We start from the raw sequence: 19164 nt of genomic DNA, 5'->3' as shown, positions 1-19164 counted from the left end.
AAAGCCGTTTAATTACTAATTCTCAAAATTCTTCCTTTTACCAAATCCCCAGGAGCTTGCTGATCAAGGCCAAAATCACACTATGAAATTCTTCAACGCTGGAGCCCGTTACTAATGTGGCAGCATTCGAGATATAGCCTGTATTGACAGCCAGCTTTGTTACCAACGGTGCCATCCAGCTTAGGATTTGATAAGAATAAATACAGTTTACCGTAGAAGCAATCACGGTTTTGAAGATATCCCCGCGTGCAAAGAGTGAACACATACAAGTCGTATAGACCATGGATCCCAGACTGGCGATGGGGAAGAAATTCACACCTGGCAGAAAGGCAACTGCCAAACCAATCGGAATCATGATGGCAGCGCATTGAATTCCGCTTTCATCCCCCAAGCAGAGAGCTTCGTCCATTCCAATGTAAATATCGTATTCAGCTCCCAGCTTCTGCTTGAACATTTTACGGGCTGCCGTGGAGATCGGATTCAGACCTTCCATCAGCAGACTGACCATCCGCGGCAGAATAACAATGGCAGCGGACAAAGTTACGCTCATCGTTAACATTGTGGATAAATCCTGACGAGTAATCAGGGAAATGAGGATTCCGACAAAGAAGGTTAAAACTGAGGTTTCACCTAAGGAACCAAACTTATCGCTGAACCATTTAGCATCCAGGTTAATTTTGTTAATTCCCGGAATCTTATCCAGAATCCAGCAAACTGCATAATCAATGGCCCAAATTTGAAAAGCATCATTATTACAGCAGGTTGTACCTGGCAAATTATAATGTTTCTGCCAGTGCGGCGCGATCCAGTCGGCCATTTTCAGGATTGCGACGAATGTGCCAATCGCGACCAACATCGCCAGTCCAATCGAAACCGCAGCGCTCATTCCACCTAGCTGAGCAATGTAGTACGCCATTGCCGCCCCCAGAATCACATGGAAATAATTCCAGATGTCCACATCCATTGTTTTCGTAAAGCGAATACGAATCAGGAAATAATTCAGAACAAGACAAATGGGTACGATGATCAAAGCAAACGGTGTAGACCAAGCAATAGCAGCAATGCCTTCCCAGCCAATATCAATGACCGTAAAACCGCTGCCCATGCCCGCATAGAACTCCACCGCCGGATTTAAACTGTTGCATAACATCTCCAAAATCACAGTAATTCCTAAAAATCCAGCTCCAATCCGCAAACCATTGCGGAATGAATCAAAGAATTTGATCTTGAAGAATAACCCTAGAATGGTAATCATAAACGGCAGGAAAATCGCTCCGCCTAAGTCCATGATAAATTGGATGACTGAATTAATGATCTGCATTTTTCCCTCCCTAACGATCGCTACTGATCGTTCAGTTTTTGGTTAACCTGAAGCAGTGCTGTCTGAATTTCCGCAGTGGTCGCTTCTTCATTGATGCCGGTGATCAGACCGTTAACCCGAACCAGCGGACAATCGATCACCTGGGAATATCCAGAAGTGACAAAGCAAATATCAAAATCTTTTGCCATCGCCGGAACATCCACGATCCGGGATTTGACAATTTCGATATCTACACCCAGTTCTTTCGCAATTCGTTTAATTTCTTCTGCGGCAAAGGTTGAGGTTGCAATTCCGCCTCCGCAGGCAATCAAGGCCTTTATTTTCAAATTCATCCACCTCCTATACGGATTTATGAAACTAAGCTTAGATCATGATTTCATCATAAACGACCTCAGCTTGTTTGAACAGTCCAAAATCCTGCTTTTTCTTCTTTCCCAAACAAAATGCTTCAACCTTTTCAGAAGCCTTTTGGATTCAGGTTTGTAAACATTTTATGGTATAATTAGAGCATGTTAAAATAAGAGAAAATTATGAATAAGCAAATTTATGCATTACTAAAAAAAATCATAACGACACCCGAAAGACCGCTCAGACTCACTGAGATCTCTGAAGCCTTCGGTGTTTCAAAGCGAACAATTTATAATTACAGTGAAGAGCTTTTTGATTATCTGACATCCCTTGGAGTCTGCGAGACACTTCTTTTTGACGGAAAGGAATTTCGATTTACAGGAACCTCAGCACAGCGCAGTTATATTATTGCTTCCATGAACTCGCTGACCTTCTACGAATATCGTCTGTCAGGCCGCGAACGGCAATTTATTCTACTCTGCCTTCTGATCTGTTCAGAAACGCCTGTTAAAAACGATACATTAAAAGAGCTGCTCTGTGTCAGCCGGAATACAATTATCAATGATCTGCAAGCGATTAAGCTTAAAAGCAAGACTTATCATACCCACTTTCTCAAAAGTACGCAGGACGGTCTCTGGTTCGTAGGTCCTGAAAATGATAAACGGACCTTTTTACTTGATTCTTTGCTTCCTGACTGGGATTATGAAGAATGTTTTGCCGCTCAGCCGATCAATCCCTGCACACTTTATATAACGAATATATTAAAGATCATCAAATATCGATCTCTGGCTGAGGCCTGTATTAAACAGACAGAAGTTATGCTGGATTTAGAAATCTCAGATGCGGATTTTTACCGCATTCTGTTCATCTTGATTTTCCAAATAGGCAGAATTCAGACCGGACATCAGGCTCAGGACATCCAGACCTCAGAATTTCCTTTATCCTTAGTTCGTTTTTCTCAAGCCGTCGGCGATACGCTGAAATCCAAGGTAAATTGGATTTCAGCTGAAACTGCGTTTTTTATCAAAACGCTGAAGGATATGGATATCGTACTGAAAATAAATTCAACTCCTCAGGATTCCGTTCTTTTTGCCATGATCATTAAAGAATTTCTGCAGAATGTTTCCTTCTCTTATAAAATGGATTTCCTCAGCGATTCTCTGCTGCTGGAATACTTGTGTGCTCACATTTCAGCGTGCTGTCACCGGCTTCAATCAGGAAAAAAGCTGGAGAATCCCTATCTTATGGAAACCCAGAACCGGTATGCGAAAGATTTCGCAATCATAAAACAAAATATTTATATTCTGGAAAACGGATTAAATATTTCGCTGAGTGACAACGAAACAGCTTATATCCTAATGCACATCTTAGCATCTATGGAACGCGGGAAGCTGAATCATTATGTTCCGAATATTTTGATTACCTGCAGCAGCGGCATGGCAACAGGAAATTTTCTAGCCATGCAGATCACAAAGTATTTCCATGTTCAGCTGGTGGATATTTGTCCGGCGCATAAAGCGGCTGAAATGATTAAGAATAAAAATATCGACTTGATTATTTCAACTGTACCGCTGGATTCACTTCCGGTTCCTTCGCTTACAGTCAGCGTCCTGCTTACAGAAACAGATCTGACTGAGATCCGAGCATTTTTAAACACGCTGGAAGGAAAACGAAAGATTTCCCTTTCTGATCAGTCCCGCCTCTCCGCCTTCTCTTTATCCATCACACTCAATGAAAAAACAATGTTTCTCAAGCTCTTTTCCAGCGAAAGAATACTGCTTGACAAAGAAATTACAGATTGGAAAGAGGGGATTATTGCAGCCGGTGAGTTGCTTCTCTGGCAGAAAAAAATCACCGTCAATTATCTGCAGCAGATGATTGATCTGGTGATAAAATATGGTCCTTATATTGTCATCGCTCCGGGAATTGCCTTAGCCCACGCCTCACCTCAAGATGGTGTCATTGAGCCTGCGATCTCACTGCTTCGTTTAAAACAGCCGGTTGCTTTCGGCAATCATCAATACAGTCCAGTCTCCATCATTCTTGCCTGTGCGGTTTATGACACACCGGAATATGCCAATATCTTGATTCGCTTAATGACGTTATTGCGCCGGCCAGATTTCAGCGTTATGATGAAATCTGCGGACTCCGAAGCAATTCTGACTTATTTTGAGAAACAGATTATGTACTCTTCAGAATAAGTTTTTCAGCTGCATAAGTTCAGCATAATCCCTGACTTCAACATCTGCCTGCGCTGTGTTCTGAACAATCTCGGAAGCCTTGAAGCCGATCGTGTAAAGACCGGCTTTTTTTGCCGCGGCAATTCCATTTTCAGAATCTTCAATAACGGCTAACTCACTGCCGGGCAGTCCTAATTCAGCCATAGCTTTATAATAAATATCTGGGGCTGGCTTTCCATTTTCCACCTGATCCCCAGCAACCACGACAGAAAACCGGTCTTTGATCTGAAACAAGTCCAACAGGTGCTGAATGTAGGCTGTACTGGAAGAAGTGGCGACCGCCAGCTGAATTCCTTGTTTTTGAAGAAAATCCAAAAACCCCATTAATCCCGGCATGGGAAACATCTGATCATCTTGAAAATAGCGGTCATAACAGCGCTGTTCATCTTCGATAAACTGATCAAGATCAAGCTGATCAATCTTGTATCGCTTCATCACTTCCTCGCAAGAGCGCCGCAGCGTCATGCCGCAAAATGTTTCCAAGTCCTGCGGATCCGCCTGAATCCCCAAGGCATGCAGATGATCCATCATCCCTTTCGTAAACTTAGGTTCCGTATCCGTTAATACGCCATCACAGTCAAAGATTATCCCTTTTATCATCTTTCTCCTCCGCTTTCATTCATTGTTTGCTTTCATTTAAACCTAAACTGGATCAGACTGTCAAGCGATGACAAACAAATTTTTAACAAGAAAAAAAGACAAACCCGAATTCAGGTCTGTCTTTCATGGTTTGTGCTTAGAACTTACTTCTTAACGTTGTAGAAGCAGTCCATGCCCTGGTACTCAGCGATTGGGCCCAGTTCATCTTCAATACGGATTAACTGATTGTACTTCGCAATCCGGTCTGTACGGCTCATCGAACCTGTCTTGATCTGACCTGCATTCAGGCCGACAGCGATATCCGCAATCGTTGTATCTTCTGTTTCACCGGAGCGGTGAGAAACAACACAGGTATAGCCTGCCTTCTTCGCCATTTCGATCGCGTCGAAGGTTTCAGTTAAGGAACCAATCTGGTTGACTTTGATCAGGATCGAGTTCGCGATGCCCTTTTCAATGCCTTCCTTCAGGATTGCCGGGTTGGTGACAAACAGATCGTCGCCGACCAGCTGAATCTTGCTGCCGAGCTTGTCTGTCAGTTTCTTCCAGCCGTCCCAGTCTCTTTCGCCTAAACCGTCTTCAATGGAAACGATCGGATATTTTTCTACCCATTCTTCATACATCGCGATCATTTCATCCGTTGTCTTTGTGCCCTGTCCGGATTTTTCCAGATCGTAGTTGCCTGTTTCTGTGTTGTAGAATTCAGAAGCCGCAACGTCCATAGCGATGCAGATATCCTTGCCCGGAACATAGCCAGCTGCTGTGATGGCTTCAACGATCAGCTTCAGCGGTTCTTCATTGCCTTCAACGCAGGAAGGAGCGAATCCGCCTTCATCACCAACATTGGTGTTGTAGCCTTTGCCCTTTAATACTTTACGCAGGTTGTGGAATGTTTCTGCACCCATTCTGACTGCTTCCTTGACAGAAGAAGCGCCAACCGGCATAATCATGAATTCCTGGAAATCGACGGTGGAATCCGCATGGCTTCCGCCGTTTAAGACGTTCATCATCGGAACTGGCAGAGTCTTGCCGTTGAATCCGCCGAAATATTTATACAGCGGCATATCATAGTAATCCGCAGCAGCACGGGCGCAAGCCATTGAAACACCCAGGATCGCATTCGCGCCCAGCTTCGACTTGTCATTTGTGCCGTCCAGTTCGATCATCACTTTGTCGATCGCATTCTGATCAGTAACATCCATGCCTAAAACAGCATCGGCAATGATATCGTTAACGTTGGCAACCGCCTTGGTAACGCCCTTGCCCATGAAACGGCTCTTATCACCATCACGCAGTTCCAGAGCTTCTCTTTCACCTGTGGATGCGCCGGATGGAACGATTGCGCGGCCAAACGCGCCGGATTCAGTTGTCACTTCGACTTCAACAGTTGGATTGCCGCGGGAGTCCAGGACTTCGCGTGCGTAAACATCAATAATACTAGGCATCTTCAATTTCCTCCTTGTGATTACCTGCTTCTATTTTCCTTTTTCCTTCTCATTAAAAACGTTGGGAAAAAGTCAAATGCTAACGGTGTGTTTTCTTTGTTTTTCGGCTGTCATTCTGCAGCGCCAGGCCCAGAACAATCAGCAGTACCGGCCAGTAGCTGACCAGCATCGTTTCCACGCCGGCCATCAGCTGTTGGACGTCCAGAGTCGGATTCAGCAACAAGATGGCGCCGGAAACAATCAGAATCCCGCCGATCCTCTTTTTCATAACGACGCCTCCTTTTGGCTTCATTATAGACAGAGGATCGATGGGAATTTTGTCAGTTTAGCTTATTTTGTAGCGTTGATGATTTCTTCAAAGGAATCCGTTTTCAGCGAAGCTCCGCCGATCAGAGCGCCGTCGATATCTTCCATGGCCATGTATTCCTTAATGTTGTTCGGTTTGACGGATCCGCCGTACTGAACACGAACGCTGTCGGCCGCTTCATCGCCGAACATGACGCGAACCTGGTCGCGGACAATGTGGCAGCAGTTCTGCGCAATTTCCTTCGTTGCGCTCTTGCCCGTACCGATTGCCCAGATCGGCTCATAAGCCAGAACCATCTTGGCAACGCATTTCGGGCACAGTCCATCCAGGCCGCCTTTGAGCTGAGCACGGATGACTTCTTCTGTCTGGCCGGCGTCAAACTGAGCTTCGGTTTCGCCGATGCACAGAATTGGAGTGATGCCTGCTTCCAGCAGCCGTTTTGCCTTTTTGTTGACCGTTTCATCGGTTTCATTGAACATCTGACGACGCTCAGAATGACCGATAATGCACCATTTCACGCCGATTTCTTCCAGCATTGGAACACTGACTTCACCGGTGAAAGCACCGTTGTCTTCAAAGTGGCAGTTTTCTGCGGCAACAAGCAAATTCTTAGCGGTGTTAACGCAGTCTTTCAGCGCCGTAAACGGAGCTGCGATGCCGTAATCTGCGCCGCCGTGCAGCTTCGGTTCAATTTCATTGATGAAGCTGACTGCTTCTGCGCAGGTCTTATTCATTTTCCAGTTTCCGACAATAATTGGTTTTCTCATTGATTTATTTCTCCTGAATGATTGCAATGCCCGGCAGTTCTTTGCCTTCCATGTATTCCAGGGAAGCGCCGCCGCCAGTGGAAATATGCGTGAACTTATCCTTGAAGCCCAGCTGGATCGCTGCTGCCGCAGAATCGCCGCCGCCGATGACCGTCATTGCTTCCGGCAGTTCAGAAATAGCCTTGCAGACTTCGATTGTACCGTTAGCATAAGCTGGATTTTCAAACACGCCCATCGGGCCGTTCCAGACTACCGTCTTGGCACCCTGCAGTTCCTGCTTGAACAGTTCAACCGACTTCGGACCGATATCCAGACCCATGAAGCCTGCCGGAATTTCATCATTGCTGACCGTTTTGACTTCCGTTGCGTTTTCAAACGCATTGGCAACGACAGAATCAACTGGAAGAATCAGCTTATCGCCGCCCTTAGCCAGGAATTCCTTCGCCATTTCAATGCGGTCTTCTTCCAACAGAGATGTACCGATTTCCTTACCCTGCGCCTTTAAGAAGGTATACGCCATACCACCGCCGACAATGACCTTGTCCGCGATGTTCAGCAGGTTCTCAATGACTGCGATCTTATCGGAAACTTTCGCGCCGCCCAGGATAGCGACTAACGGACGCTTCGGATTGTCGATGGCCGCGCTCAGATTTTCAATTTCTTTCTGAACCAGGAATCCGCAGGCGCTAGGCAGATGCGTTGCAATGCCTACGGTCGAAGCATGCGCTCTGTGAACTGATCCGAACGCATCGGAAACGAACAGATCACCTAAGCCTGCCCAATACGCCGCCAGATCCGGATCATTCTTGGATTCGCCCTTTTCATAACGGGTATTCTGCATCAGCACGATGTCGCCTTCGTTCATCGCTGCAATGGCATTTTCCAGTTCTTCGCCGCGGGTTACCGGAACGAAGGTTACCTTGCCGGAAACCAGTTCCTGCAGCCGTTCTGCTACCGGAGCCATGTTGTTCTTTTTCTTGCCAGCTTCGCACTTTTCAGGATCTTTATGATCGATCTTGCCCAGATGCGACATCAGGATAACCTTTGCACCGTGCTCTGTCAGATAGTTGATTGTCGGCAGAGCGGAAACGATACGGTTATCATTGGTAATTTTTCCATCTTTGATAGGTACGTTAAAGTCGACGCGAACCAGGACGCGTTTTCCTTTAACATCAAGGTCACGAACAGTTTGTTTTGCCATGTTAAGAATTCCTCCTTTTACATTTCAAATTATAACACCCGAAAGAAGTGAAGTAAACTAGGAAAAAGCCGCTTGTGATCATCTTATCAAGGTGATAGCGCTTTCTTTTGACAACCTTGCCCCATTGTCGCTTTCCCCTCTCTCTGAGCGTCTTTTTTTCTTGTTTTCGAGCCGAATTTCAACTCAAAAAGAAGAAAAAGAAAAGAAGCTTTTTTTCGCTTCTTTTACATTTCGTTATAGAGTTGAGTATACTGATCCGCCGACAGGTTCCAGCTGACATCCGTTCCCATCGCCTGCTGAACCAGCTGATCCCAATCCGCACGATTGAGATAATAGGTATCCGCGGCGCAGCGCAGCGTGTAAAGCATGTCATGGCTGTTGAAGGCGGTAAAGCTGAAGCCGTTGCCTTCCTTAGTATACTGGTTGTATGGGTGTACCGTATCACGCAGGCCGCCTGTTTCACGCACCAGCGGCAGCGCCCCGTAATGCATGGCAATCAGCTGACCGATTCCGCACGGCTCAAACAAGGACGGCATTAAGAACAGGTCGCAGCCGGCATAAATCCGATGCGCCAGTTCATCATTGTAACCGCAGTAATACACAGCCCGGCGGCGGTATTTGTCTTCCATCATCTTAAATTGATTTTCGATATGCGTTTCCCCGGTGCCCAAAACGACAAACTGAATATCCAGACCCATGATATCCGCCATCTTTTCAATGATCAGATACACGCCTTTCTGCCAGGTCAGACGGGAAACAATCCCGATCATCATCACATCGTCCGCTACCCGCAGCCCCAATTCTTTCTGAACCGCAGCTTTGTTGGCGCGCTTGCCTTCCAGCACGGATTCTGCATTGTAATGCGCCGGCAATGCCGGATCCTGCATCGGATCCCACATCTGGGTATCAATTCCGTTGACGATACCGTACAGATCGCTCTGTCTGAACCGCAGCACTTCATCCATCTGTTCGCCATACTGCGCGGTCAGAATTTCCTGAGAATAAGAAGGCGATACGGTCGTAATCTTATCCGAGAAAATAATTCCGGTTTTCATGAAGCTGATACCGTTATGGAAGCGCATTGAACCATCGTCAAAATAACGGCGGTCAATGCCCAGGCAGTCCGTCAGCACATCGGCTGGGAAATTCCCCTGGAAAGCCAGGTTATGAATCGTATACATGTGCTTGATCTGCTGATAGCGCTGATCATCCGGATACTGAATGTGGCACATCGCTGCAATCATCCCGGTGTGCCAATCATGGCAATGCATGATATCCGGGAAGAAATCCAATGCCCAAAGCATTTCCAGCACCGCTTTTTGATAGAATGCGAACCGTTCGCCGTCATCCGGATAGCCGTAAAGTCCATCTCTTTCAAAATAGCCGGCATGTTCGATAAAATAATAGGTGACATTTTCCCACTGCGACTGATAAATGGTCGCGACCGTGTCGATTACACCGACATGAATCGGGATTGTTTTCAGCTTGGTGAACTCACCGCGGTATTTTTCAGCAATTCGTTTATACAGCGGCAAAACAACTCGGGCATCCATGCCTTTTTCATTCAAGATTTTCGGCAGCGAGCCGATAACGTCTGCCAGTCCGCCGGTTTTGATATACGGCAAACCTTCCGCTGCGACAAACAATACTGATTTCATAAGACCCCTCCTTTAAATCCGATCTCTGCGTTTCACATAGATCGGGGAATCATCGGTCCCGACCAGCTTTTTAACATGGTTGACAATCGCCGCCTTATCGACGATAACATGATCCAGCTTCGCGCCCTCACCGATATACGCCCCCGGCAGAATCACACTGTTTTTCACGACAGCGCCGCGTTTGATAATGACATTTCGTCCGATGACGCAGTTTTCCACATGGCCTTCAATATGACAGCCATTGGCAATCGAACAGCCGCGGATTTTCGCTTCCGGCATATACTGCGACGGCGCAGAATCGTTGGTCCGGGTGTGAATCGGCCAATCTTCTTTAAACAGCTCCCGCGCCTTGGCATGCGTGCGCAGTTCAATGTTCGCCTTGAAATAGCTGCGCAGACTGTTGACACAGTAAACCATGCCCTTAAACGCATAGCCGTTGATCCGCAGATCTTCACAGCTGTCCGCCAAAATATCTTTGAACCAATACAGCGAGCTAGTGTTGGCAGCTTTGCGGACCAGTTCCAAAAACAGCTTTTTCGTCATGACATAAGCTTCCAGCGAAACATTGCGGGTTTTGTATTTGCCGCGGTTCTTTTCAAAGGCGACAATTCGCTTGTCCTTATCCATCGACAGCGTATCGCAGCCGATAAATTCTTCCTTGGCATTATCCGTCGATTTGTAAATCACGGTTACGTCTGAATTCTTTTCGGCATGATATTTCAGGACTTCATTGAAGTCGATCTGATAGATCATATAGCTCGGCGCGATGATGACGTAAGGCTTGTTGACCTCTTCAATGTACTGAATGTTGTCCATGAAGTTGGCAATATCGTGATTGTAAACCTCCGACATGATCCGGTTTTCACCATACAAAATACTCAGGCGTCCGCGCTTGGAGTTGATGTTGTACTGCCGGCCGTTGCCCAGATGTTCGATCAGGGAACGCGGCTTGTCTTTAATAAACACCTCAATCTGGGAAATCCCGGAATTGGTCATATTGGAAAGCATGAAGTCAATCAAACGGTAACGACCCAGAAAAGAGATCGCAGAAGCCGGGCGGTAATCCATCAGACCTGTGATGTCGACACAGGCGTCTTCAAAGTTAATAATTCCTAATGCGTCACACATACTTCCGTCCCCCTTATTTCACTCTCTTTTTTGCGATCAGTTCAATATGCTCGCTGTCCTTATGGCCGACAACGGCGCCCGGACTGATTTCGACATTGTCCGCGACGATGCAGCGGGTTACCTTGGCGCCCTCACCGATCACCGCATTCGGCATGATCACAGAATCCAGGACCTGAGCTCCGCTGCCGACTTCCACGTTGGTAAACAGCACGGAGTTCTTCACACTGCCGTTAACGATGCATCCCTGGTTGATATAACAGTTGTCCACCTCGGCTTCTTCGCCGATAAACTGCGGCGGCGTCGGTACATCCTCAGTATAAATCTTCCATTGCGAATCGCCCAGATCCAGCTCGTTGTCCGGATTGAGAAGATCCATGTTCGCTTCCCACAGGCTGTCGATCGTTCCGACATCTTTCCAATAGCCTTTAAAGCGGTAGGCCGTCAGAATCTTGTTGTCACGCAGGAAGGCCGGAATGATATCCTTGCCGAAATCATGTTCGGAATTCGGATCTTTTTCATCAGCCGTCAGATATTTGCGCAGCGTCTTGTAGTTGAAAATATAGATTCCCATCGAAGCCAGATTGCTCTTTGGCTTCGCCGGTTTTTCCTCGAATTCGATAATCCGATCGGTTTCATCCGTATTCATAATGCCAAACCGGCTGGCTTCCTTTAACGGAACCGCCAGAACTGCGATCGTCGCATCCGCATTGTTGGCTTTGTGATGCGCCAGCATTTTCGCATAATCCATTTTGTAAATGTGATCGCCGGAAAGAATCAGCACATATTCCGCTTCCATCTGATCCAGGAAGTCGATGTTCTGCGTGATTGCATCCGCCGTGCCGCGATACAGACCTAATCCGGTCTTATCTTTTTCCCGCGGCGGCAGAACGAAGACGCCGCTGTCGCGCGCATCCAATCCCCAGTGGTGATCCCGTGCCACATACGAGTTCAGCAGTACGGATTCATACTGCGTCAAAACGCCGACTACGGAAATTCCCGAGTTGGCACAATTGCTTAAAGGAAAGTCGATAATACGATACTTTCCGCCGAAGTAGACTGCCGGTTTAGCGACTTTTTTGGTAAGATCAAGAAGACGACTGCCGCGTCCTCCTGCTAAAATCATGGCAACCATATTATTTTGTTTCATATTTTTAGCCCCCATAGTTTCTTTATGATTTTATTATAGCGTGTTCCTGTCTGTTTTTCAAAGATTAAAAATCATATTTTTTCAGTTCACCAAAATTTAAAAACGTACATTTTCAGTTGATAATCAAAATTATTTGCGAAACTGTTGGAAAAATCCAGGTTTGAATGAATTTCGCCGATTTTTTAAACCATTTTCGCATAAAATTATGATGATTCTCGACATTTTCTCAATTTTATTAAAAAAGTAACCGGTTTCAATTTCGTTTTTGATATTTCGATTTTTTTCACATATCCGCGGATAAATCACATTCCCACCAAATCCTTTTATTTGCAACTAAAATTATTACCATTTCCGTAACCGTTTCCATTTTAAGATTATTACAAAAATAAAATAACGGTGAAGATTCCGTTATTTTTGTGTTTTCTCCGCGATTTCCGGCATTTTCACGGCTTCCCGGATGAGCTTGGCGCAGCGCTTTCCTTCCGCATCGCTGATCCCATCCAAGCGGCCGATTAAAGCTGGCATCGTCAGTTTGCTTTCCCGCACGGCCAAGAGAATCCGATCGTGCTGAATCCGAACTAACAGCTCATCCCAAGCAAAACCGCAGGCTGTCAAAATCTGCCGCAGCTGCGGACTGACCGCCTGAGCTTCCACGTCCTTATGGCAGGCGGCGAAATCGGGGAATGAGCTTCCGCAGTTCCATATCTTATCCTGCCGGATATGCTGCCAGCCGCTGTCAAAATCCCAGCTTCCCTTCAGCTGAATCCACAATCCGTTTTTTACGATCGGTTTTTTTACGCCTTCTTTAGACAGACTGAACGGGCCGATCTGAACTGGGACATACTGCGCTTTTCCTTGGTAGGCCCAATCCCATTCGCAACGCATTAACGCCGGATCCAAGCCAAGCTGGCGGTTCCAGTCAATATCCAGTCCTGTCGGATCGACGGCTTCCACCTGATCTAGCTTATGTTTCAGTTCCATCTCAAAACCGATGCGATGATAAGTTTCACGATAGCGCTGCAGCGTCGGAACAATCAGCGTGCTGCAGCCTAACCAAAGCAAAATTCCTCCAAACAAGCTCCGGCGATGATAGATGGGGAAGATGCGAAGTTCCACCGCAAACAACACAATCAAAGCGATGATCAACAGTGCAATTTCCAGCCAAAACAGAAACCGCCAGCGCCGCAACGTCCATCGATCCCTCTTTAGCTTCCTGAATTCAGCCATGCCCGAACCTCCGAAATGAAATACAGTGAACCGGTGATCACCACCGTACCCTCCGGCTGAGCCCTCTGCTTCGCGCTCAGGATCGCCGTTTTCCAGTCTTCGATCAGCTCGCTGCCCTCAATTGTCAGGGCCTTGCCCGTCTGGGCCCGAAAATAATCAAACTGCGTGATGATCAGTTGGTCGCAGTTCTGTTTCAATCGTTCAGCCATGCCTGTTGTTTCCTTATCCTTTAAAGCAGTAAACACAATGATCTGAGGATGCGGCAAATCTTTCATGGAAGCACACAGCGCTTCAATCCCGGGAACATTGTGGGCCCCGTCGATGATCATTAACGGATGATGTCCCATGATTTCAAACCGGCCTGCCCAGACCGCCTGCTTCAATCCCTGAACGAGGGCCTCCTCGCTGACATCAAACCACCCCCGCCGCCGGCCTTCATTCAAACAGGTGAGTGCTGCTGCGGCATTTTCGGCCTGATAACGGGCGGCCGTATTTAAAGTATACGATTTCCCCTCCCAAATGAATTGAACCGGATATCCGGGAAGGACTTTGACGGGGGAAACCGGGATCAGCCGAGCCGGCTTTTCCCTGCACACGTTTTCGATCACCAATTGACATTCCGGCTGTTTTACACCGCTGATCACAACCCCTCCGGACTTCACAATCCCCGCTTTCTGCAGAGCGATGGCTTCCTCGCTGTCGCCTAAGCGATCCATGTGATCCAAACCGATCGACACGATCACACTGCACAGCGGATGATGCAGCGTATTGGTCGAATCCCACAGGCCGCCTAACCCGACTTCAATCACAGCGATGTCCACCTTTCGTTCGATAAACCACAGACAGGCAAAAAAGAAATCAATTTCAAACATCGCCAGATCCCATTGTTCGATCAATTCCCGATAGATATCCGTGTAGCGGACAAAGGTTTCATCCTCAATCCAGCGATCCTGAATCCGAATGCGGTCCTGATGTGCTGTTAAATGCGGCGAGGTAAACGTGCCGACGGTATAGCCGGCGGCGCTGAGACAACTGGCCAGATAGCTGACCGTACTGCCCTTGCCGTTGGTGCCAGCAACGTGAATCGAGCGGAATTGATCCTGGGGATCGCCCTGCGACGCCATGAACCGCTGAAAATGATCGAAGCCATGATGAAAATTATGCCGGGCTGTGATCCACTCTACGGCTTCCTGGATCGTTGTCATGTTAATCCTCAATCTGCCAGTCAATCGGCGTGCGGCCATGATCGATCAGAAACTGATTGGCCTTGGAAAACGGATGTGTGCCGAAAAAGCCGTAGCTGGCTGAAAGTGGGGAAGGATGAGGCGATTTGAGGATCAGATGCTTCGGATTAGTAATCCAGCGCCCCTTATCCTGAGCATTGCGTCCCCACAGAATGAAAACCAGCGGATCTGGATGCTCGTTCAGTCTGCGCATGACTTCATCCGTAAATTCTTCCCAGCCCTTGCCGCGGTGCGACAGCGGTTTGGAATCTTCGACCGTCAGAACGGTGTTCATCAGAAACACCCCCTGCTGAGCCCATTTCATCAGATATCCATGATGCGGAATCGTACAGCCCAGATCGTCATGCAGCTCCTTATAAATGTTGACTAAGCTGGGCGGGACTTTAACCCCCTTGCGCACGGAGAAGCACATGCCATGCGCCTGATTGGGCTGATGATACGGATCTTGTCCCAGGATCACAACCTTGACATCGGAATAATTGGTAAATTCAAAGGCCGAAAAAACCTGAAGCCGCGGCGGATAGACTTTCGTTGTGGCATACTGCTGACGCAAAAATGCGGATAACTGCTGAAAATAAGGCTTCTGAAATTCTTCTTTGAGAAAAGGCGTCCATTCGTTCTGAAACATGCTGCTCCTCCTATAATGTAAAAAAACCGGATTTTCCGGTTTCATTATATCACTGATCGAGTTATTTCACCAATCCCTGCGCTTTCAGCTGATCGCGGCGTCGATGATAGATTGTCGCGTACACTGCCATAGCGATGGGAAAGGCGGAACAGAAGATCACGGCGACAGGCAGATACAGCGCGGAAGGAAAGATCCACGAACACAGGACGATCATCGCCATGCCCAGACATCGGCCGATCGACTGGTAGGTTTCCCGTACGATCACCCGGCCAACGATGTTTTCCTGACCGGCATAATCCGCAATCGCATTCATCACGATAATTTGATAAGGGTTGGCATACATCGGCGTTGACAGAGCGTTGACCACGCCATAGTAAACAGCGCCGCCCAGGGTTGGACAGAGCACCAGCACAACCGCGCTGGAGGCGATCAGCACGGCCCCGATCTGATAGAACCGCATGCGGTTATTTCGCCGCATCGTCCGCGATACAAACGCAAACGCCAGAATCGAGATCACGGCAAACAGAGCCAGCAGCCTGCCGTAGGTACTGCCGCTGCCGTTGGTCGCGTTATAAACCAGCAATCCCGCCAGCGTTAGCGAAAGGGAATTGTGCATCCCGTAGAAAAAGGTCGTGATCATGCAGTAGCGCCACTGCGGATCATCCAGCTTCATCCGTTTCAGCACCGAAAACGGCTGCGGAGCGCTGCGGGCTTTGACGCGCAGGGAGACCAGCGCGATCAGCGCATAAATTACCAGAACAAGCTTGAAGATTTCCACATACCCCGCCGTATCCGAAACCGCCATGTCGATGATCAGCGTGGAAACCAGCGGCGCGGCAATCGCGGAAATGTTGTTGCCGATTCCTACACCGGCCAGAAAACGTGAGCGAGACTGCGGCGAGGAAACGATTTGATTCAGACTGTTCAGACTGAGCCAGAACAGGCCTTCGCCAACCCCCGTTAACGCCGCCACAACATAGACAAGCTGAGGCGCCGCGGCAAACTGATCCTGCGCCGCCAGCACAAACAACAGGCTGAACATGATAAAAACCAAGCCGACCGACAAAGGCCCGGCAAAGCTGTGCTTCTGCGCCCACTTGCCGCCCAGTGTAAAGAAAAAGGGAAACAATCCGATCCGCACGATCGTGTAGACCGACATCACCACCAGCGAACCGGTATAGGCATATAAATAAACGTTCATGAACACGGCTGACATGGCATTGGCCAGGTTGTACAGACTGGCGATGACCATCGTCGTCATTTCATCACGCGTCAATTTCTGCATGCTTTTCATCTGTTGACTCCAGCCTTTCACCTAACGCACAATCCCCAGCTGCTTCTGATGATCCCGCTGCTTGTGATAGAATGTGGCGTACACGACCAGAATCACCGGAAACAGGGAGCACAGCACAACCGCTACGGGCAGATACAAGGATTCAGGCAGAACCCAGGAACACAAAACGATCATGACCATGCCCAAACAGCGGCCGATCGACAGATACGATTCCTTGGCGATCACGCGACCGACGATATTTTCAGTTTCCGCATAATCCTGAATCGCATTCATCATGATGATCTGATACGGATTGGCATACATCGGCGTAGCAATCGCATTGACAACTCCATAATAGACCGCCCCGGCCAAGGTTGGCCACAGAACCAGCACAATCGTACTCGAAGCGATCAGCACCGCGCCGATCTGATAGTACCGCATCCGGTTGCGCCGGCGCATCGTCCGCGACACCCAGGCATAAGCCAGAATCGTCAGCACTGCGAAAACCGCCAGCAGTTTGCCATAGGCACTGCCGCTGCCGTTGGTCGCATTGTAGACCAGCAACCCCGCCAGCGTTAAGATCAGCGAATCCCGCATGCCGTAAAGAAAGGTGGAGATCATACAGTAGCGCCACTGCGGATCATCCAGCTTCATGCGTTTTAACACGGAGAAACCGCGGTTGGCACTGCGGGCGCTGATGCGGGTGGAAAGCAGCGCGATCAGACCGTAAATCACCAGAACAATTTTAAAGATTTCAACGTAGCCGGCGGTATCGCTGCCCGCCAGTTCAATAATAAAGGTCGAGATCAGCGGAGCGATGATCGCCGACAGGTTGTTAAAAATCCCGATATCCGAGATAAACAGCGATCGCGTTTCAGCCGTGGAAACGATCTGGTTGAGGCTGTTGATGCTCAGCCAGTACAGACCTTCGCCGATCCCGACCAGCGCGGCGACGACGTAGACCAGCTGCGGAATTTGCTCAAATTCATCGCTGGCACCCAGCACAAATAACAGCGAAAACATGATGAAGATCAAACCAACGGTCAGCGTCTGCGAGAAGCGATGCTTCTGCGCCCACTTGCCGCCGATTGTAAAGAAAAACGGATACAGACCGATGCGCACGATCGTATAGATCGACATCACAACCAGCGATCCGGTATAAGCATACAGGTACACATTCATAAAGACGGCCGACATCGCGTTGGCGAGGTTGTAAAAACAGTTGATCAGGATCAGCAGACGTTCATTTCCGCTCAGAGCTTTCATAACAACAATCCCCCTGGAAACATCATTTCCTTTTTTGGTCTTGAGTATCATAGCACAACCAACCATAATGTCAAACAAAATGTTGAATAAAACAACCAGCGAAAGTGAACTTTTTTCCTTCTTGGAAAAGTCCTTCTTTCACTGGTTGTCCAGAACACTATAATGAGGATTTTACTGAATTATTCCAGGGGCTGACTGACGCCGCGACAGTAGACGTGTTTCAGCTGAAGATGCTCATCGCAGACGACCAGATCCGCGTCCTTGCCAACGGCAATGGAACCTTTGCGCGCCTCCACGCCCAAGTAGCGGGCCGGATTGATCGTAGCGGCGTTAATCGCCGTCTTTAGCGGCAGCCGGGCCTTGCGGTGCAGGTTGTCGATGCCCTGATTGACATACAGCGCAGAACCAAACAAAGTTCCGTCCGGCAGCCGGAAGGCTCCTTCTTTCCCAAACTCGGCATAATCCGGATCATCCTTGCATTCCGCCGAATCTGTGACGAGAATCAGCTTGTCTTCTCCCTTCATCGTTCCGATCAGATGCGCGGTTTCAAAATGCACATGGATGCCGTCGCCAATCACCTCGGCATACAGCTCATCCAGATTCAGCGCCGCTCCGAAAATTCCCGGATTGCGGTGATGGAACGGACGCATGCCGTTGCCGCAGTGAGTAATCCCGCTGGCTCCCCAACGCACAGCTTCCTTGATCTGATCAAAGCTGGCGCCGCTGTGCCCGCAGGAAACACGGATCTGATGTTCCGCTGCGGTCTTGACGAACGCATAGTCCTCGTCAAATTCAACGGCACAGGTCACCGTCAGAATATGTCCGCCGGCTAAATCCTGATAGTGAAGCAGAACTTCCGGATCGGGTTTGAAGATCGTATACAGATCCTGAGCGCCGTGAAACTGATGCGAGATGAAGTTGCCTTCCATGTTGATGCCCAGGATTTCCGCTCCTTCTGCCTTGGTTTCGATGGACTGCTTTAAAATCGGCAGCGCCTGTTCGTTTTTCTGAACACTTTGCGTCGCCGTCGTCGCCAGAAACGAAGTTACCCCTTCCTTCGGCATGTGCTTCTGCCAGCGCTGCATCGCTTCCAGCGTTGGAGCTCCCGCTTCACAGCGGTTCCAGCCATGGGTATGAATGTCGATAAATCCCGGCAGAATCCAGTGATCCGCGGCGTCGTAATCCGCTGGTTTTTCACCGTACGGCAGCAGCGCCTGAATCCTTCCGTCTTCGATTTCCAACTGCTGCGGTACAAACGTACCGTCGATCCAGACATGCGTGCTTTGAATGATCATATTATGCCTCCTTGATTTCCTTAAGCTCAGTATAGCACGGCGCTGCCGGTTGTCCAGCCCAAAGAAAAGCCA

General features: G+C 48.4%; 17 protein-coding genes. 1 reads left to right on the top strand and 16 read right to left on the bottom strand.

Features of this window, described 5'->3' with window-relative positions:
• Window positions 1-37: 37 nt before the first annotated feature.
• Complete coding sequence (locus MCG46_RS04610; protein ID WP_240278077.1) at window positions 38-1321, bottom strand: PTS transporter subunit IIC; 1284 nt, start codon at window positions 1319-1321, stop codon at window positions 38-40.
• Window positions 1322-1341: 20 nt separating this feature from the next.
• Window positions 1342-1653 (bottom strand): PTS sugar transporter subunit IIB, encoded by a 312-nt coding sequence (locus MCG46_RS04605; protein ID WP_020224754.1) that lies wholly within the window; start codon window positions 1651-1653, stop codon window positions 1342-1344.
• Window positions 1654-1851: 198 nt separating this feature from the next.
• On the opposite strand from MCG46_RS04605, the gene MCG46_RS04600 reads away from it, so the two are divergent.
• Window positions 1852-3870, top strand: coding sequence for a BglG family transcription antiterminator (locus MCG46_RS04600; RefSeq protein WP_240278076.1), 2019 nt, complete (start codon window positions 1852-1854; stop codon window positions 3868-3870).
• Here the strand turns inward: MCG46_RS04600 and MCG46_RS04595 are convergent.
• The 14 genes from MCG46_RS04595 to nagA all read right to left on the bottom strand — a co-directional run bounded on the left by MCG46_RS04595 (window position 3862) and on the right by nagA (window position 19092).
• Window positions 3862-4509, bottom strand: coding sequence for an HAD family hydrolase (locus MCG46_RS04595; protein ID WP_240278075.1), 648 nt, complete (start codon window positions 4507-4509; stop codon window positions 3862-3864). The two genes, MCG46_RS04600 and MCG46_RS04595, sit on opposite strands and share 9 nt — an antisense overlap.
• Before the next feature lie 143 nt (window positions 4510-4652).
• Window positions 4653-5951, bottom strand: coding sequence for a phosphopyruvate hydratase (eno, locus tag MCG46_RS04590; RefSeq protein WP_020224757.1), 1299 nt, complete (start codon window positions 5949-5951; stop codon window positions 4653-4655).
• Between the two features lie 79 nt (window positions 5952-6030).
• Window positions 6031-6219, bottom strand: a complete 189-nt coding sequence (locus tag MCG46_RS04585) for a LiaF transmembrane domain-containing protein (RefSeq protein WP_020224758.1) — start codon at window positions 6217-6219, stop codon at window positions 6031-6033.
• Between the two features lie 62 nt (window positions 6220-6281).
• Window positions 6282-7025: a triose-phosphate isomerase gene (tpiA, locus tag MCG46_RS04580; protein ID WP_240278073.1), complete on the bottom strand. Its 744-nt coding sequence runs from the start codon at window positions 7023-7025 to the stop codon at window positions 6282-6284.
• Window positions 7026-7029: 4 nt separating this feature from the next.
• Window positions 7030-8226 carry a phosphoglycerate kinase gene (locus MCG46_RS04575; protein WP_020224760.1) on the bottom strand — a complete coding sequence of 399 codons (1197 nt, stop codon included), beginning with the start codon at window positions 8224-8226 and terminating at the stop codon, window positions 7030-7032.
• A gap of 224 nt (window positions 8227-8450) precedes the next feature.
• A complete protein-coding gene (glgA, locus tag MCG46_RS04570) occupies window positions 8451-9884 on the bottom strand; it encodes a glycogen synthase GlgA (protein ID WP_240278071.1) in 1434 nt (477 codons plus the stop codon).
• 12 nt (window positions 9885-9896) lie between these two features.
• Window positions 9897-11012: a glucose-1-phosphate adenylyltransferase subunit GlgD gene (glgD, locus tag MCG46_RS04565; protein ID WP_020224762.1), complete on the bottom strand. Its 1116-nt coding sequence runs from the start codon at window positions 11010-11012 to the stop codon at window positions 9897-9899.
• Window positions 11013-11025: 13 nt separating this feature from the next.
• On the bottom strand, window positions 11026-12159 hold the full coding sequence (locus MCG46_RS04560) for a glucose-1-phosphate adenylyltransferase (protein WP_020224763.1): 1134 nt from the start codon (window positions 12157-12159) through the stop codon (window positions 11026-11028).
• Between the two features lie 408 nt (window positions 12160-12567).
• A complete protein-coding gene (locus MCG46_RS04555; RefSeq protein ID WP_240278069.1) occupies window positions 12568-13386 on the bottom strand; it encodes a hypothetical protein in 819 nt (272 codons plus the stop codon).
• The gene (locus MCG46_RS04550; RefSeq protein WP_240278067.1) at window positions 13365-14591 is read right to left on the bottom strand and encodes a bifunctional folylpolyglutamate synthase/dihydrofolate synthase; all 1227 of its coding nucleotides are present in this window, start codon (window positions 14589-14591) and stop codon (window positions 13365-13367) included. The genes MCG46_RS04555 and MCG46_RS04550 overlap by 22 nt, the downstream gene beginning before the upstream one ends.
• A 1-nt stretch (window position 14592) precedes the next feature.
• Window positions 14593-15258, bottom strand: a complete 666-nt coding sequence (locus tag MCG46_RS04545; RefSeq protein WP_240278065.1) for a uracil-DNA glycosylase — start codon at window positions 15256-15258, stop codon at window positions 14593-14595.
• Window positions 15259-15319: 61 nt separating this feature from the next.
• Complete coding sequence (locus MCG46_RS04540; RefSeq protein WP_240278063.1) at window positions 15320-16552, bottom strand: MFS transporter; 1233 nt, start codon at window positions 16550-16552, stop codon at window positions 15320-15322.
• Between the two features lie 21 nt (window positions 16553-16573).
• Window positions 16574-17797, bottom strand: coding sequence for an MFS transporter (locus MCG46_RS04535; RefSeq protein WP_240278061.1), 1224 nt, complete (start codon window positions 17795-17797; stop codon window positions 16574-16576).
• A 179-nt stretch (window positions 17798-17976) separates the two neighbouring features.
• Complete coding sequence (gene nagA, locus MCG46_RS04530; protein ID WP_240278059.1) at window positions 17977-19092, bottom strand: N-acetylglucosamine-6-phosphate deacetylase; 1116 nt, start codon at window positions 19090-19092, stop codon at window positions 17977-17979.
• Window positions 19093-19164 lie beyond the last annotated feature (72 nt).

Origin of the sequence: Holdemania massiliensis, from assembly GCF_022440805.1 — a bacterium.
In the GTDB taxonomy this organism is placed as follows: Bacteria; Bacillota_I; Bacilli_A; order Erysipelotrichales; family Erysipelotrichaceae; genus Holdemania; species Holdemania massiliensis_A.
This window is presented reverse-complemented; position numbering and strand designations above follow the sequence as displayed.

What these genes read in the sequence shown, in the direction of transcription:
- MCG46_RS04585 (WP_020224758.1), bottom strand. Translation starts at nt 6,219, where the DNA reads ATGAAAAAGAGGATCGGCGGGATTCTGATTGTTTCCGGCGCCATCTTG.
- nagA (WP_240278059.1), bottom strand. Translation starts at nt 19,092, where the DNA reads ATGATCATTCAAAGCACGCATGTCTGGATCGACGGTACGTTTGTACCG.
- MCG46_RS04550 (WP_240278067.1), bottom strand. Translation starts at nt 14,591, where the DNA reads ATGACAACGATCCAGGAAGCCGTAGAGTGGATCACAGCCCGGCATAAT.
- tpiA (WP_240278073.1), bottom strand. Translation starts at nt 7,025, where the DNA reads ATGAGAAAACCAATTATTGTCGGAAACTGGAAAATGAATAAGACCTGC.
- MCG46_RS04575 (WP_020224760.1), bottom strand. Translation starts at nt 8,226, where the DNA reads ATGGCAAAACAAACTGTTCGTGACCTTGATGTTAAAGGAAAACGCGTC.
- MCG46_RS04535 (WP_240278061.1), bottom strand. Translation starts at nt 17,797, where the DNA reads ATGAAAGCTCTGAGCGGAAATGAACGTCTGCTGATCCTGATCAACTGT.
- glgD (WP_020224762.1), bottom strand. Translation starts at nt 11,012, where the DNA reads ATGTGTGACGCATTAGGAATTATTAACTTTGAAGACGCCTGTGTCGAC.
- MCG46_RS04610 (WP_240278077.1), bottom strand. Translation starts at nt 1,321, where the DNA reads ATGCAGATCATTAATTCAGTCATCCAATTTATCATGGACTTAGGCGGA.
- eno (WP_020224757.1), bottom strand. Translation starts at nt 5,951, where the DNA reads ATGCCTAGTATTATTGATGTTTACGCACGCGAAGTCCTGGACTCCCGC.
- MCG46_RS04595 (WP_240278075.1), bottom strand. Translation starts at nt 4,509, where the DNA reads ATGATAAAAGGGATAATCTTTGACTGTGATGGCGTATTAACGGATACG.
- MCG46_RS04540 (WP_240278063.1), bottom strand. Translation starts at nt 16,552, where the DNA reads ATGAAAAGCATGCAGAAATTGACGCGTGATGAAATGACGACGATGGTC.
- glgA (WP_240278071.1), bottom strand. Translation starts at nt 9,884, where the DNA reads ATGAAATCAGTATTGTTTGTCGCAGCGGAAGGTTTGCCGTATATCAAA.
- MCG46_RS04560 (WP_020224763.1), bottom strand. Translation starts at nt 12,159, where the DNA reads ATGAAACAAAATAATATGGTTGCCATGATTTTAGCAGGAGGACGCGGC.
- MCG46_RS04600 (WP_240278076.1), top strand. Translation starts at nt 1,852, where the DNA reads ATGAATAAGCAAATTTATGCATTACTAAAAAAAATCATAACGACACCC.
- MCG46_RS04545 (WP_240278065.1), bottom strand. Translation starts at nt 15,258, where the DNA reads ATGTTTCAGAACGAATGGACGCCTTTTCTCAAAGAAGAATTTCAGAAG.
- MCG46_RS04555 (WP_240278069.1), bottom strand. Translation starts at nt 13,386, where the DNA reads ATGGCTGAATTCAGGAAGCTAAAGAGGGATCGATGGACGTTGCGGCGC.
- MCG46_RS04605 (WP_020224754.1), bottom strand. Translation starts at nt 1,653, where the DNA reads ATGAATTTGAAAATAAAGGCCTTGATTGCCTGCGGAGGCGGAATTGCA.